Origin of the sequence: Burkholderia ubonensis, assembly GCF_902833085.1 — a bacterium.
Lineage (GTDB): Bacteria > Pseudomonadota > Gammaproteobacteria > Burkholderiales > Burkholderiaceae > Burkholderia > Burkholderia ubonensis.
This window is the reverse complement of sequence record NZ_CADFEB010000008.1, coordinates 370,103-384,526: the sequence shown is the minus strand read 5'-3', so window position 1 is coordinate 384,526 and position 14,424 is coordinate 370,103. Positions and strand designations below refer to the sequence as shown.

At 70.6% G+C, this 14,424-nt stretch carries 11 protein-coding genes and 1 pseudogene; 5 read left to right on the top strand and 7 right to left on the bottom strand.

Going from position 1 to position 14,424, the window contains the following annotated elements; translation table 11 throughout:
* Nucleotides 1–7 precede the first annotated feature (7 nt).
* The 6 genes from HWX31_RS23900 to HWX31_RS23875 form a co-directional block, all read right to left on the bottom strand.
* Nucleotides 8–481, bottom strand: coding sequence for a response regulator (locus HWX31_RS23900; protein ID WP_174965260.1), 474 nt, complete (start codon nucleotides 479–481; stop codon nucleotides 8–10).
* Nucleotides 482–510: 29 nt separating this feature from the next.
* Nucleotides 511–1,125, bottom strand: a complete 615-nt coding sequence (locus HWX31_RS23895; protein ID WP_174965259.1) for a DUF4142 domain-containing protein — start codon at nucleotides 1,123–1,125, stop codon at nucleotides 511–513.
* 13 nt (nucleotides 1,126–1,138) lie between these two features.
* Nucleotides 1,139–1,441, bottom strand: a complete 303-nt coding sequence (locus HWX31_RS23890) for a DUF2795 domain-containing protein (protein ID WP_174965258.1) — start codon at nucleotides 1,439–1,441, stop codon at nucleotides 1,139–1,141.
* Nucleotides 1,442–1,520: 79 nt separating this feature from the next.
* The gene (locus HWX31_RS23885; protein WP_244143819.1) at nucleotides 1,521–1,907 is read right to left on the bottom strand and encodes a BON domain-containing protein; all 387 of its coding nucleotides are present in this window, start codon (nucleotides 1,905–1,907) and stop codon (nucleotides 1,521–1,523) included.
* A 129-nt stretch (nucleotides 1,908–2,036) separates the two neighbouring features.
* On the bottom strand, nucleotides 2,037–4,337 hold the full coding sequence (locus HWX31_RS23880; RefSeq protein WP_174965257.1) for a hybrid sensor histidine kinase/response regulator: 2,301 nt from the start codon (nucleotides 4,335–4,337) through the stop codon (nucleotides 2,037–2,039).
* Between the two features lie 67 nt (nucleotides 4,338–4,404).
* Entirely contained in the window at nucleotides 4,405–5,796 is a 1,392-nt protein-coding gene (locus HWX31_RS23875; protein ID WP_174965256.1) for a sigma-54-dependent transcriptional regulator, read from the bottom strand.
* A 356-nt stretch (nucleotides 5,797–6,152) separates the two neighbouring features.
* Between HWX31_RS23875 and HWX31_RS23870 the strand changes: the two genes are divergently transcribed.
* Nucleotides 6,153–7,094, top strand: a complete 942-nt coding sequence (locus HWX31_RS23870; protein WP_059658409.1) for a sigma-54 interaction domain-containing protein — start codon at nucleotides 6,153–6,155, stop codon at nucleotides 7,092–7,094.
* A gap of 903 nt (nucleotides 7,095–7,997) precedes the next feature.
* Nucleotides 7,998–9,128, top strand: a complete 1,131-nt coding sequence (locus HWX31_RS23865; RefSeq protein ID WP_174965255.1) for a LysR family transcriptional regulator — start codon at nucleotides 7,998–8,000, stop codon at nucleotides 9,126–9,128.
* A 42-nt stretch (nucleotides 9,129–9,170) separates the two neighbouring features.
* On the opposite strand, the pseudogene HWX31_RS23860 reads toward HWX31_RS23865, so the two are convergent.
* Nucleotides 9,171–10,724 (bottom strand): annotated as a pseudogene (locus HWX31_RS23860) (MFS transporter).
* 100 nt (nucleotides 10,725–10,824) lie between these two features.
* Between HWX31_RS23860 and HWX31_RS23855 the strand changes: the two are divergent.
* The 3 genes from HWX31_RS23855 (at nucleotide 10,825) to HWX31_RS23845 (ending at nucleotide 14,413) form a co-directional block, all read left to right on the top strand.
* Nucleotides 10,825–11,703 carry a LysR family transcriptional regulator gene (locus tag HWX31_RS23855; protein ID WP_174965254.1) on the top strand — a complete coding sequence of 293 codons (879 nt, stop codon included), beginning with the start codon at nucleotides 10,825–10,827 and terminating at the stop codon, nucleotides 11,701–11,703.
* Between the two features lie 132 nt (nucleotides 11,704–11,835).
* A complete protein-coding gene (locus tag HWX31_RS23850; protein WP_174965253.1) occupies nucleotides 11,836–13,161 on the top strand; it encodes a cytochrome P450 in 1,326 nt (441 codons plus the stop codon).
* Nucleotides 13,162–13,297: 136 nt separating this feature from the next.
* On the top strand, nucleotides 13,298–14,413 hold the full coding sequence (locus HWX31_RS23845; RefSeq protein ID WP_174965252.1) for a glycosyltransferase family 2 protein: 1,116 nt from the start codon (nucleotides 13,298–13,300) through the stop codon (nucleotides 14,411–14,413).
* Nucleotides 14,414–14,424: the final 11 nt, after the last annotated feature.

Genomic DNA, 14,424 nt, shown 5'->3' with positions numbered 1-14,424 from the left:
CGGGCCGCTACGTTCTACGTTCGCTGCCCGTGTCCGCCGCGGGCGGCGCACCGTTCCTGCTCGCCGCTTCGAGATAGTTCAGCAGCCGGTACGGCGTCAGCGGCTTCGCGCAATGCGCGTCGAAACCCGCTTCCTTCGCGCGCTCGCGGTCACGCGTCGACGCGAACGCGCTGCACGCGACGAGCAGCATGTCGGCCGTGCGCGGATCGTCGCGCAGCCGTTGCGCGATCTGCAGGCCGCTGAGCCCCGGCATCGCGATGTCGAGCACGACCGCGAACGGCTGCCAGTCGCGCGCGACGTCGCAGACCGCGAACGGATCGTCGACGACCCGGCATGCGAAGCCGCGGGCCTCGAGCAGCAGGCGCAGCGCGTCCGCCGCATCGCGATAGTCGTCGGCCACCAGCACGCGGCGCGGTCGCGCCGGCACGCTGCCGGGCGAGCGCCACAGCAGCACGTCGTCGTCGCTACGTTGAATATTCATTCCGAAAGACTCCTGTGTCGTCGTGCGCGTCAGCGCGCGCCGACCTTGTGCACGAGCACCTGCGCCGCCGCCAGGTGGCGCCTGAGGGTCGGCAGCGCCGCGCTCGCGAACGCGCGCAGATCGGGGTCGCGGCCGTTGTGCACTTCGTCCCCGAACAGGCGGATCGCGTGGCGATGCGCGTCCGGCCCGGCCACCGCGACATACGCGGCGTCGAACGCCGGGCCGCTGCGGCCGCGCAACGCCTCGACGTCCGGATCGACGATCTGCACGGTCTGCACCGGCAGGCCCTTGCGCGCGCCGAGCCCGCGCAGCCGTGCGTTCAACGCGCCGTAATCGTCGACCATCCGCTTCGCGAACGCGCGCACGTCCGGCGACGCGGCTTTCTCGAGCGCGAGCTGGCTCGCCTGCACCTGGCGCTTGCCGGCCTGCCCCGCGCTGTCGACGAATTCCGCGTCGACGCCCTGCGGGCGTTTCGTGATCTGCGCGTCGTCAGGCCCGGACGCGGGCCGGATCACGTCGGGCGTTGCATGGGTACCCAACACCGGCGACGCGGGCGCCGCGCCCGACGTTTGCGCGGGCGTGACGGCCGGCGCGAGCAACGCGCCGGCGGCACACGCCGCGATCGTCCAGATACTCGCTCTCATCCCTACCTCCTTGTCATTCCTTGCGCGGCGTCGGCAGCCGGCCCAGCTCTTTCGACACCGCCGCCGGCGTGCCGTATTCCCGCTCGGGCATGCGCATGAGCAGGTCGAGCACGTCGCGGCTCGCGCATGCGTGCTCCGCGCACCGCACGAGGTCCGCCTTGCCGGCCGGGTAAGCCATCCCCTTCAGCGCCTTCTGGATGTCGATCGGGCTCGGCGGCTTGCCGCTCGCACCCGCGTCGTGACCTTGCTGCACCGGTTCGTCGTCAAGGACGTGCGCCTGACCGGGTTCGTGAACGCCATGCAGATACGATGCCATCGCGGGTTCTCCCGAAAAATTTGAAGGGAAAACGGGACCGCGCGGCGCGCCTGCGGCTGTGTCGTGCCGGCGGTCGCCGTCATTTCGCGCGGACCGCGAGCTGGTCGCGCACGTCCCTCACGCCGTCGAGCTGCCTCACGATGTTGACGGCGGTTGCGCGCTGGCTCGTGTCCGGCACGCTGCCGGTCAGCACGACGTCGCCGCGCTGCGTCGTGACGTGGATGTCGCCGGACGACAGGTCTTCCTTGCCGGCGAGCGCCGCCTTGGCCTTGGCCGTGATGGCCGTGTCGCGGAACTCCGTGCCGGCGGCCGCCAGCAACGCCGTAAAGCTGTCGTCGCCCGCCGCCATCCCGAGCGGCGCGGCGCCGCCAACGATCGCCGTCAGGACGACGGCCGCCGCACAATGCCGTTTCCCCGCGCGGCGCGCCGGCCGGCCGGACCGGGCTCGCCACTGTGTCGCGTCCATCGTGACCTCCATGCTTCGTGCCGGCGTCGTGCCGGCCACGTCACGAGGACGCAAGATGCGTGCCGCGTCTGGATGCGCGGTGCCACGGCGCGGGTCACGCGCCGCGTTGTAAATTTTTCAGTGCCCGGCTCACGCGCGGCGGCGGCCGGTCGCGCGGGCGATCGCCCGCGCGAGCTGCCGGATGTCGACCGGCTTGCGCAGATAGCCGTCGAAGCCGGCGGCGAGCACGCGGCGCTCGTCCGCCTGCCCGACATGCGCGGTGACCGCCAGCACCCGCACGCCGGCCAGCCCGCGCGCGACGTCGCGGCGCAGCGCGTCGAGCAGCCAGTAGCCGTCGCCGTCCGGCATCGCGAGATCGGACAGCACGACGGTCGGCCGCATCCCGGCCGCCTTCGCGAACGCCTCGCGGCCGGACGACGCGACGTCGACCGCCGCGCCGAGCGTCCTCAGCGCGGCGGCCAGGCTCACGCGGGTCGTCGCGTCATCGTCGACGAGCAGCACGCGCTGCGCATCGAGCATCGTCGTCTCGCCGTTGCCGGCGGGCTCGACCGCCCACGCCATCGGGCCGACCGGCTGCCACCCGGTGGGCAGCGTCACCGTGAACGTGGCGCCGCGATGGCGCCCCGCGCTGTCCACCGCCACCGTGCCGCCGTGCAGCTCGGCGATATGGCGGACGATCGACAGCCCGAGGCCGAGGCCGCGGCGCGACGACGCCGGCGAATCGTCCGCGCGGCGAAACGCGTCGAACACGTGCGGCACGAATTCCGGCGCGATGCCCTGCCCCGTGTCCGCGACGGTCAGTTCGGCGTGGCCGTCCTTGCGCGCGAGGCTGACCGTCACGCGCCCGCCGCGCGGCGTGAACTTCAGCGCATTCGACAGCAGGTTCGACAGCATCTGCCGCAGCCGATCGCCGTCGCCCGACACCACGCATGCGTCGAGCGCGCAGTTCGTATCGAGCACGACGCCGTCCGCCGCCGCGGCCGAGCGAAACCCGCCCGCGACTTCGGTGACGATGCGCACGAGATCGACCGGCATCGCATCGATTCGCAGCTTGCCGGTCGCGAGCGACGACGCGTCGAGAATGTCGCCGACCATCCGCGTCAGCGACCGCGCGCTGCGATCGATCGCGTCGATCGCCTGCTGCTGCAGCGCCTGGTCGCTGGAATGGCGCAGCACCTCGACCCAGCCGTAGATCACGTTGAGCGGCGTGCGCAGCTCGTGCGACACGGTCGCGAGCAATTCGTCCTTGAGCCGGTTCGACGTGTCGGCCTGCAGCCGCGCGTCGCGCGCGCCGCGCAGCGAACGCTGGGTGCGCCGGTCGCGCCGCCGCTGCTCGTCCGCCGCGCGCAGCGTCAGCGACAGCGTGACGCGCTCGCACGCGTCATCCCGCGCCCCGCCTCGCGCCGGGCTGGCACGGACCGTCGCGCGAAACCGCGAGCCGTCGCGGCGCACGCACAGGCAATCGGTCGGAACGAGGTCGTCGCGCCTGCGGCGCGATCCGTCGGCCAGCGGATGACGGCGCCACCAGCGCGCCGCCACCAGGATCGCGACGTCGCGCCCGAGCGCCTCGTGCGCGTCGTAGCCGAACATCCGCTGCGCGGCGGGATTCCAGCTGACGATGCGGCGCGCCGCATCGACGCCGACGAGCGCATCCGGCGACGCATCGACGACGGCGCGCAAGGTCCGGCTCGCGTCGGCGCGGATCCGCTCCATGCGCGCGTCGCGCAGCAGCATCACCGCGCCGTCGACGTTGCCGTCCGCGTCGCGCATCGGCGCCGCGATCTCGACGATCGGCACCAGATCGACGCCGCCGGCCAGCCAGTGCCGGTCGCACATCGCGCCGGCGGCGCCGTCGAGCACGCGCTCGAGCGGCGTCGCCAGTACGCGCCGGCCCTGCGCGTCGCACACGCGCAGCACGTCCTGCGCGCGCCGCCCGAGCGCATCGTCCGGCCGGCACCCGGCCAGCTCGGCGGCCGTCGCGTTGATGAACGTGACCCGCCCGCCCGGATCGGTTGCGATCACCCCTTGCGGAAGCGACGCCAGCACGGTTTCGTCATGCCCCCGCTCGGCCGACTCGCGGTACCGCTGCGCATCGGTCATGCGCCGCAGCGCCGACGCGATCGCGCAGGCGAGCGCGCCGACCAGCATGAAGGTGCCGAGCCGGACCAGCCGCTCGGCCAGCGAGCCCGTGTAGGCGGCGGGATCGGACAGGAACAGCATCCACGCGAGCGCGGTGCTGATCGCGGTCGCGAGCAGCCCGGCGCCGAACGACGTCATCCAGGCGGTGCCCGCGAGCATCGGGTAGTACAGCAGCAATGGCATGTTGACGCCGCCGAACCGGACCGCGATCGCCTGCAACACAGTTGCGACCGCAACCATCACGATCGCCGTCGCGCAATGCTTGAGCCGGCCGCGTTCGATGCGGATCATCGCGGCTTCTCCCGGCGGCGCGCGTAGCGATGCGAGCGGCACGGATGGGAGCGCGCACGCCGCCGCATCACGTATCCGGCTCGCCTGCCGCGTCGCCGGCCGCGTCGTCGCCCGCGTCTTCAAGCCGCGCGAGCCGGTTGTAGATCGTCTTCAGGCTGATGTCGAGCACCTCGGCGGCCTGCGCCTTCACGCCGCCGCACTGCGCGAGCGTGCCGAGGATGACGCGCCTGTCGACTTCCTCGAGCGTCGTGCCGAACGGCACCGTGACGCGGTCGTCGCGCGGTTCGCCGGCGACCGATGCTTCCTCCATGATCGGCGGCGGCAGCGTGTCGATCACGTCGCCGTCGGTGAAGATGCTCGCGCGCTGCACGAAGTTGCGCAGCTCGCGCACGTTGCCGGGCCAGTCATAGCCCCTCAGCGCGGCGAGCGCGGCCGGCGCGAAGCGCACGTTGCGGCCGCTCCCTTTGTCCAGCTCGCGCAGGAACGCTTCCGCGAGCATCGGGATGTCGTCGCCGCGCTCGCGCAGCGGCGGCAGCGCGATCGGAAACACGTTGATCCGGTGATAGAGATCCGCGCGCAGCTTGCCGAGCGCCATCGCCTCGTCCGGATCGCGGTTGGTGGCCGCGATGATGCGCACGTCGACGTCGATCTCGTGCGTGGAGCCGAGCCGCGTCAGCCGGCCCGTTTCCAGCACGCGCAGCAGCTTGACCTGCGACTCGACCGGCATTTCGGTGATCTCGTCGAGGAACAGCGTGCCGTTGTCGGCCCGCTCGAAGAAACCCTTGTGCTGGCGATCGGCGCCGGTGAAGCTGCCGCGGTCGTGGCCGAACATCTCGCTCTCGACGAGGTTCGCGGCAATCGCGCCGCAGTTGATCGCGAGGAACGGGTCGCGCCGCCGCAGGCTCAGGTCGTGGATCGTCTGCGCGACGAGTTCCTTGCCGGTGCCGGATTCGCCCGTCAGCAACACGGACGCCTCGGTGCCGGCGACGCGGCCGATCGCGTCGTACATCGCCTGCATCGGCGGCGAACTGCCGAGCATCCGCCCGAACCGGCCGAGCCGCTTCAGCTCCGAACGCAGCTCGTCGATCTCGGCATGCAGCACGCCGCTGCGCGGCACGTGCGCGAAGATGCTGTTCAGGCGCTGCATGTTGATCGGCTTCACCAGATAGTCGGTCGCGCCGCGCCGCAGCGCGTCGATCGCGGTCTCGAGACTCGCGTGGCCGGTCGTCAGCACCATTTCGCAGTGCGAGTCTTTCGGCAGTTCGTCGAACAGCTTCATGCCGTTGCCGTCGGGCAGCACGAGATCGCACAGCACGAGGTCCGGCGTGTGCGCGGACATCAGCGCGCGCGCTTCCTCGAGCGTGGCTGCCGTGTCGCACGTCAGATGCTGCATGTGCGCCTGCGCCGCAAGCATCGCGCGCGTGTCGGCGTCGTCTTCGACGATCAGGATGTAGGGCATCGATTCTCCGTTGCACACGCTGCGTCGCACGCTGCAACTGTCACGCTTCGCAATGCGAGGCGGTTCTGGACCGGCCGGCGCTGCGGCCGATGGGACAGCCGGCCGCCGCACCCGCGGCGATCGGCTCGAGAAGAAGACTTTCCTCCCGTCAACGCTTTCAGTATAGGAAACGACGCTACGCTGTCAGCCGTTATCGATAATTACTATCCGGTCGCTACGGGCGCATTGCAAGATTCAATTCCCCCCGCAGTTGAATTCGCTACGCTACTGAAAGCGAAAAGCGATTCCGTACGCAATTCTTCCGATTTCATCGCAGCGCATTTGTCGTGCGACCCTTTCAGTCCAGCGAGCCATCGATGTCGAATCGCGGCAAAGAGAACCAGCAACTGTTCGGCGATTCGCGTCCGATACGCGCGTTGCTGAACAAGATCGAGAAAGTGGCGGCCACGCGCGCCAGCGTGCTGATCGTCGGCGAAAGCGGCGTCGGCAAGGAGATTGCCGCGCGGCTCGTGCACGATCTGAGCTCGCGCCGGCGGTCGCCGTTCGTGCCGGTCAATTGCAGCGCGATTCCGCCCGATATCGCCGAGTCGCAATTGTTCGGACATGAGAAAGGCAGCTTCACGGGCGCGGCCTCGCAGCATGTCGGCTTTTTCGAAGCCGCGCGCGGCGGCACGCTGTTTCTCGACGAGATCGCCGAAATGCCGTGCGAACTGCAGATCAAGCTGTTGCGCGCGCTCGAATCCGGCACGATCACGCGCGTCGGCGGCATCGATGCGATTCCGCTCGACGTGCGCGTCGTCGCGGCGACCCATCACGATCCGGCCGCAGCGATTCGCGACGGCCGGCTGCGCGAGGACCTGTTCTATCGCATCGCGGTGTTCGCGCTGGGCGTGCCCGCGCTGCGCGAGCGCGAGGACGACGTCGCGGCCATCGCGCAGGATCTGGTCGAAGGCCTGAACGCACGCCATCACACGCGCAAGCGGCTGTCCGGCCAGGCGTTGCGCACACTGCGCAGCTACTCGTGGCCGGGCAACGTGCGCGAGCTGCGCAATACGATCGAGCGCGCGTTCATCCTCGCCGACGAGCAGATCGACATCCATCCGCCGCGCCGTGCGCCGGCGTGCGACGAGGTGCACGACAGCGCGATCACGCTGCCGCTCGGCGCGACGCTCGCGCATGCGCAGCAGCGCTTCATCGTCGCGTCACTCACGCATTTCGGCGGCAACAAGCCGCTCACCGCGAAAGCGCTCGGCATCAGCCTCAAGACGCTCTACAACCGGCTCGCGCTGATGCGCTGAACCGATCGCGGCCCTGCGACCCTGCGTTGGGCAGACAAAAAAGCCGCCGTCGCTTCAAGGCGCTCTGCGGCGCGCGACGGCGGTCAATATCTGCAATCCTTTGAAGTTTTTGCGTGTCATGCCCCCGGATGCGCGGGCGCTGATGCAATGCGCCCGTTCGTTGTGCCGGATGCAAGGCCGGCGCGGCCGCCGTCGCGTGCTCTCACGCGCGACATCCCAACCGCGGACCGCGCCGGGCGTTGCATTCTCCCCTGGTCCCGGCGAATCATCACTAGCCGCCGCTCGCCCCTGGTGAGGACGCTGCGCCTCCCGGCGCGGACATCGCGCCTCCCGGTGCGGACGTGGCGCCTCCCGGCGCAGTCGCGCCGCCACTCATGCCGCCGCCCGCCGCTGCGCTGCCCGGCGTGCCGCCGCCCGGAGGCGTGGCCGGGGCAGGCGCCATGCTGCTCGACGAGGTCGCATTCGAATCCGTTGCGTTTTCGCCGCGCTTCGAACATCCCGCGCCTGCCGCGAAGCCGACCGCGACGAGGCCGACGACGAGCGCGCGCCACACGATACGAAATGAATCATGTTGCATGACACCTCCCGTGTTGTAGAAAACCGCACACCAGAACGCGCAACTCCCGTGCCACATGGGTGATGGGCGTCACGCTCGGGAGCCGATCCGGCTCCATTCATATTCCAAATGCCATTCACCCGAATATTTAATTTCCCATTGCTGCGCGGGTTGCCCATACTCGCGGACGAATCCGGCAAACAAGCTCCGCGGCATCCGGGCCCGAACCGCGCGCACGCGCCGCATGCGCTCGCGCCCCACATGGAAGGAGACCTCGGCGTGCCACCCGAAGCCACTCGCCGCGCCGGCCTCGCGCGCCGCCTTGCGTCACGTTTCGGCCGCCCGCGATGCAGGACGACCTAGACGCGAACCGGCCGCACGCCGCTGCCGCCGGCGTGCTCGAGGCGCTCGACGCGCGGCTGATGCGGCTCCTGCTCGTGCTGCTGACCGAGCGCACGGTCTCGCGTGCGGCGGTGCGCCTGAACCTGTCCCAGCCGGCGACGAGCGCGGCGCTCAAGCGCTTGCGCACGCTGCTCGGCGATCCGCTGCTGGTGCGCAGCCGCTACGGGATGGTGCCGACCGAGTTCGGCGCGCGGCTCGTCGAGCCGCTGCGCAACGCGCTGCGTGTGATCGACTTCATCCGCAACCAGCAGCCGATTTTCGACGCGCGCACGTCGGTGCGCACCTACCGGATCGGCTGCCCCGATTACCTGAACGTGCTGTTCGTGCCGAAGCTCGTCGCGCTGTTCCGCGAGCACGCGCCGCACGCGAGGCTGGTGTTCCATCCGCTCGGCGACGGCTTCGACGCCGAGCGCGCGCTCGCCGACGGCGAGCTCGACCTCGTGATCGACAATCGCCCCGCCCGTGCGTCGCGATTCCGGCAGGACGACCTGTTCGACGACCGCGTCGTCTGCCTGATGCGCGCCACGCACCGACACGCGAAGCGCGAGACGATGACGGCCGCCGACTACGCGCACGCGCCGCAGCTGTGCCCGACGCCGTCGTGGCTCGAAGCGTCCGGCGCGATCGACCGGCAGCTCGAACGCGTCGGCCTGCAGCGCCGGATCGCGGTCACGCTGCCGCATTTCGAGCTCGCCGCGCATGCGCTCGTCCGCTCGGACCTGATCCTCACGACCACGGTTCGCCTCGCGCGGCATTACGCGAAGCTGCTGCCGCTCGCGATCGTCGCGCTGCCGGCCCAGCCGCCGGACATCGTCTACCGGATGACGTGGGACGAAGCCGGGCCATGCGTCGACGGCGTGCGCTGGCTGCGCGCGCTGATCGCGCAGGCGACGCGCGACTGGCTCGACGCCGACGCGGCGCTGCCGGCCGTCGCGGCGATCAGCGCGGCGGCAATGCAGGCGCCGCCGAGCGAGGAAACCGCGCCGCATCACGAGCGGAAACACGAGCCGCGCTGCGGGAAGCAACGCCCGGCGACCATCGCTCGCGCACATCGCAGCGCGCCGAAACCGCATTGATCGCGACGATCGGGTCGGCAACGCATGTGCAGCGCGCGTGCATCACCCCTGCTTCATCGGTTGCGCAAGCAACTTCATCACGACGACCGCGCCGACGAGCGCAAGCATGCCGCTCAACACCAGCGCATCGGCAAACCCGCTCGCGAACGCCGCGGGCGCGGCCGCCGCGAGCGCCTTCGCGGCCTGCGGCGGCACGCGCTCGAGCGCGCGCGCCAGATCGCCGGCCAGCAGGCTCGACATGAACGGCGCATCGACGACGCGCCCCAGGCCGGGCGTCGCCGCGACCAGCCGGTCGAGCTGCGCGTGCGCGCGCGCGGCGAGCACCGCGCCGAGCACGCCAACCGCCGTCACGATCGCGGAGAAGCGCGTCGTCGTGCTGATGCCGGACGCCATTCCGGTGCGATGCGGCGGCACGCACGCCATGATCGCCTTCTGCGTGTCGCCGTTCATGATGCCGGCGCCGCATCCCGTCACGAACATCCCGAGCGCGACGAGGCGATAGTCGCCGCTCGCGGTGAGCGCCGCGGTCAGCAGGTTGCCCGCGCCGATCAGCGCGAGCCCGCCGGCCAGCACGCCGCCGGACGACACGCGCGCCGCCAGCGCCGCGCCGAACGACGGCCCGACGATCATCGCGAACGCGAACGGCAGCATGCCGAGCCCCGCGTCGATCGCCGACATGCCGAACGCGTTCTGCAGGTACAGCGGCAGGAACGTCATCATCACCTGCGCGCACGCCGCGTAGCCGAACATCGCCAGCACCGCGCCGACGAAGCGCGGCGCGCGGAACAGCGCGAGGTCGATCATCGGCCGCGCCTGCCAGCGCTCCGCGGCGACGAAGCCCGCGAACAGCGCGGCGCCGAGCGCGAAGCGGCCGAGCGTGCCCGGCGACAGCCAGCCGTGCGACGGCGCGTCGATCAGCGCGGCGATCCCGCATGCGAGCGCCGTGCCGAACAGCAGGCTGCCGACGGCGTCGACGCGCTTCGCGTGCGGATCGCGCGACTCGTCGATCGCGACGCGCGCGCCCACGGCCAGCAGCGCGCATGCCGGCAGGTTGAGCAGGAACACCCAGCGCCAGCCGATCCACTGCGTGATCGCGCCGCCGACGAGCGGCGCGATCGCGGTCGCGACGCCCATGCACATCCCCCACACCGCCCACGCGCGCGCGCGCTCGCGCCCTTCCGGAAAGCGGTTCGCGATCACCGCGAGCGCCGCCGTCAGCAACAGCGCCGCGCCGCCGCCCTAGACCGCGCGCGCGGCGATCAGCCAGCCGGCCGACGGCGCGAGCCCGCAGCCGAGCGACGCGACGAAGAAGATCGCGAGGCCCGCGGCCAGCATCCGCTTGCGGCCGAAGCGGTCCGCGAGCCCGCCGGCGGGCAGCAGGCACGCGGCGAACGCGGTCATGTATGCGCTCACGACCCACTCGATGTCGGCAAAGCTCGCGTGGAAGCTGCGCGCGATGCTCGGCAGCGACACGGCGACGACGTTGGTGTCGAGCACGATCAGCGAACAGGTCGCGGACGCGACCGCGAGCGTCGCGGCGGCGGGCAGGCGGACGGCGGCGCGCGGCGCGGCCGGCGCCGGGGAGGACTGGGACATCGGGGGCTCCGGAACAGAAAGGGCGAGCCCTATGCTAGGCTTGGCCCGTATTGCCCGTCATTGATATTCCCACGCAGTTTTATTGACGATTTCCGCAATCATGGACCGCCTCGAATTCCGTCACGTCCGCGCGTTCCTCGCCGTCGCGCGCCATCTCCATTTCGCCCGCGCGGCCGACGAACTCGACATGGCGCCGCCGGCGCTCACGCGGCAGATCCAGGAAGCGGAACGGCTGCTGGGCGTGCGCCTGTTTCACCGGTCGCGGCGCGCGGTCGCGCTGAGCGCCGCGGGCGAGGCCTACCTCGGCGAAGCGAGCGCCGCGCTCGAGCACCTGCAGCGCGGCCGCGAGCTCGCGGCGCTGGCCGAGCGCGGCGAGCTGGGGCGAATCGAGGTCGGCTACGTGTCGTCGGCGGTCTATTCGGGCACGCTGCAGCGCACGGTCGGCGCGTTTCGCGCCGCGCATCCGCGCATCGAGCTCAACCTGCGCGAGGTGCCGATGGACGACGTCGCGAAGCAGATCGACGCGGGACGGCTCGACGTCGCCTACGTGCGGCCGCCGCTGCCGCTGCCCGGCGAGCTCCGCACCGTCACGCTGCAGCGCGACGTGTTCGTCGCGGCGGTGCCGGCCGATTCGCCGTTCGCCGAGATGGCGACGATCAAGGCCGCCGCGCTGGCCGGCGCGCGCTTCGCGGTGCCCGAGCAGGAGCTCGGCACGCTGGAAGTTGCGCGGCGCGGGCGCTTCGCGCCCATGATCGCCGCACGCCCGGGCGGGCTGCTCGCGGTGCTGGCCTGCGTGTCGGTGAACGGCTGGGTCGCCGTGATTCCGGACGCGCTCGCCCGCTGCGTGTCGCTGCCGGGCGTCGTCTACCGGCCGCTCGCGGGCAAGCCGATCACGTCCGAGCTCGCGCTCGCGTGCCGGCGCTTCGAGAAGGCGCCCGCCGTGCGTGCGTTCCTGCGGGGCGTGGCGCGCGCCGAATGATCCGGATGAGCGCCGGGCCTGCCGCACCCGCGACATGCGGTTCGAGCCTGTTGTAATAGAATTCACGACGCCCGTCCCACCGCCCCATAGAGGCGGCCGACGAATCCGAGAACGCCTTCCTGAACCCGTCGAATGAGCTCCGACACCTCGACCGTCACGACCTGCCCCGTCCGCAAGCGTCTGGCCTTGCGCCGCAAATCCTGGAAGTTGCCGGATGCCGGCCTGAATCACTGGCTGGAAATTCAGCGCGATCCGTTGAAGTGGCTGGCCGACATGCACCGGACCTCGCCCGATCTCGCGAGCGTGCGAATGGGTGTGAAGCGGCTCTGGTGCCTGTTTCATCCCGATGCGATCCGTGAGCTGATGGTCTCCCATCGCGCCGACCTGCGGCGCTGGGAACCCAGCCTGTGCATCATGCGCCAGTGGAACGGGTCCAGCTTCATGATGAAGGAAGGCGAAGCGGCGCGTCGTCAGCGCCAGACGGTGCGCCCGCATATCCAGTCGCCGGCCGTACCGGAGATTCAGCGCATCGCCCGACACTGGTCGGCGCGTATCGCGCCGGGCCAGGTGGTCGATCTGGATCTGGAAATGGCCGCCTACAGCGTCACGCTGGCCGGCCATGCATTGTTCGACATCGATCTTGGTCCGAATGCGGAAACCATTGCCAAGGCCGTGCGCATCCTGTCGCGCGTCGCCTTGCTCGAATCCAGCACGGGGCTTCCCCTCGGCCACTGGTTTCCGAGCAAGATGTGCCCGCGCAAGCGCTGGGCCCTGCGCGTGATGCGTGCGCAGATCGAGCAGGTCGCAAAGGAATCGCAACGCCCGCTGGTCATGCATCGTGACGACCTCGCCACGCTGCTGATGGCCTCGCACCAGGCCACCGGCGCAACGCTGGCCTGGGCGCAATTGCTGCTGGCCCGGCATCCCGAGGTGCTGGCCGCGCTACGCAAGGAGCTCGCCGCGATCGACTGGTCCGGCGTGAATCAACTGCAGGACCTGCACCGGGCTCCGTTGCTGCGCGCCGTGATTCAGGAAACCCTGCGCCTGTACCCGCCGGCTTATGCGCTGGTGCCGCGCCAGCTGTCGCGCTCCATGACCGTGTCGGGAACCCCGCTCGCGCGCGGCGATATCGTGATGATTTCCAGCTGGATCACGCATCGCGACGCACGCTGGTTTCCCGAGCCCGATGCGTTCCGGCCCGAGCGCTTCCTGGAAGCCCCGACCTGGCCGCAGGGTGCGTATTTTCCATTCGGCGTCGGTGAGCGAGCCTGCCCCGGCACCGGAATGGCCATGATGGACCTGGCCGTTTCGCTGGCTTACTGGGTCGAGCACTGGGACATGACGATCCTGGGGCCGGTGACCCCGCAAGGCTGGTTCTCCCTTCGCCCCAAGAACGCCCGGGTGCGCCTCGAACCGCGCATGCGCGCCGAGCGCGAGCATCGCCGCGACCGCCCGTAAAACAGGGCTTCACCGCCGAAACGGCCTCCGCACAAACCCGCGCTTCCATGTTACGAATCGCCGTTTCCTGCGTACAATGGCCGGCAAGCCTGCCACGCAATGCATTGCAGCGCCGACCGATCTTTCGGGGGAACGCATGTCCACGCACGCCAGAAAACCGCTGGTATCGCTCGTCGTGCCGTTTCATGACGAAGACGAAGCGATCGGCGCATTCTTCTCCGCCACCCTGCCGATTCTCGATTCGGTCGAAGCGGTCCGCTTCGAGATCGTCTGCGTCAACGACGGCAGCCGCGACCGCACGCTCGACCGGCTGATCGCCGTCGCAGCCGGCGACCCGCGCGTGCGCATCGTCGACCTCACCCGCCGCTTCGGCAAGGAAGCCGCGCTCACCGCCGGCCTCGACGAAGCGGCCGGCGCCGCGGCGATCCTGCTCGACGCCGACCTGCAGGACCCGCCCGCGCTGATCCCCGCGATGATCGAGCACTGGCGCGCCGGCGCCGAGGTCGTCGCCGCGAAGCGCACCAACCGGATGTGCGATCCGTTCATGCAGCGCGCGGCCGCCGCGCTCTACTATCGCGTGCACAATGCGCTGTCCGAAGTCGAGATGCCGGAAAACGTCGGCGATTTCCGCCTGATGGACCGGCAGGTGATCGACGCGCTGCGCGCGCTGCCGGAACGGCGGCGCTTCATGAAGGGCCTGTTCGCGTGGGTCGGCTACCGCACCGCGATCCTCGAATACACGCGCGCGCCGCGCAGCGGCGGCCGCTCGAAATTCTCCGGCTGGCGGCGCTGGAACTTCGCGCTCGAAGGCATCACGAGCTTCAGCACCGTGCCGCTGCGCGTGTGGACCTACGTCGGCCTCGCGTTCGCGCTGCTGGCGCTCGCGTACGGCGGGTTCATCGTCGTGCGCACGCTGCTGTTCGGCAACCCCGTGCACGGCTATGCGTCGCTGATCTCCGTCCTGCTGTTCATGGGCGGCATCCAGCTGGTCGGCATCGGCGTGATCGGCGAATACCTCGGCCGCATCTACCACGAGTCGAAGCAACGCCCCGTCTATCTCGTGCGGCGCCGCTACGGCGCCGACAGCCACGCGGACGCGCCGCCCGAGCGTCACGGCCACGCGCATCCGGCGTCGAAGCTGCTGCAGTTTCCGGTCAAGCGGACCGCGGCCCAGCGCGTGGCCGCCCCACGCCGCCGGCCGGCCGCGCCGGCGACGGCCGGTCACCCCGCCAGGAAGCTCTCGGCCAAATAGGAACCCCGCAA

Excerpts from the sequence above, each read along its gene's own strand:
- HWX31_RS23900 (WP_174965260.1), bottom strand. The coding sequence starts at position 481 with ATGAATATTCAACGTAGCGACGACGACGTGCTGCTGTGGCGCTCGCCC.
- HWX31_RS23895 (WP_174965259.1), bottom strand. The coding sequence starts at position 1,125 with ATGAGAGCGAGTATCTGGACGATCGCGGCGTGTGCCGCCGGCGCGTTG.
- HWX31_RS23890 (WP_174965258.1), bottom strand. The coding sequence starts at position 1,441 with ATGGCATCGTATCTGCATGGCGTTCACGAACCCGGTCAGGCGCACGTC.
- HWX31_RS23885 (WP_244143819.1), bottom strand. The coding sequence starts at position 1,907 with ATGGACGCGACACAGTGGCGAGCCCGGTCCGGCCGGCCGGCGCGCCGC.
- HWX31_RS23880 (WP_174965257.1), bottom strand. The coding sequence starts at position 4,337 with ATGATCCGCATCGAACGCGGCCGGCTCAAGCATTGCGCGACGGCGATC.
- HWX31_RS23875 (WP_174965256.1), bottom strand. The coding sequence starts at position 5,796 with ATGCCCTACATCCTGATCGTCGAAGACGACGCCGACACGCGCGCGATG.
- HWX31_RS23870 (WP_059658409.1), top strand. The coding sequence starts at position 6,153 with ATGTCGAATCGCGGCAAAGAGAACCAGCAACTGTTCGGCGATTCGCGT.
- HWX31_RS23865 (WP_174965255.1), top strand. The coding sequence starts at position 7,998 with ATGCAGGACGACCTAGACGCGAACCGGCCGCACGCCGCTGCCGCCGGC.
- HWX31_RS23855 (WP_174965254.1), top strand. The coding sequence starts at position 10,825 with ATGGACCGCCTCGAATTCCGTCACGTCCGCGCGTTCCTCGCCGTCGCG.
- HWX31_RS23850 (WP_174965253.1), top strand. The coding sequence starts at position 11,836 with ATGAGCTCCGACACCTCGACCGTCACGACCTGCCCCGTCCGCAAGCGT.
- HWX31_RS23845 (WP_174965252.1), top strand. The coding sequence starts at position 13,298 with ATGTCCACGCACGCCAGAAAACCGCTGGTATCGCTCGTCGTGCCGTTT.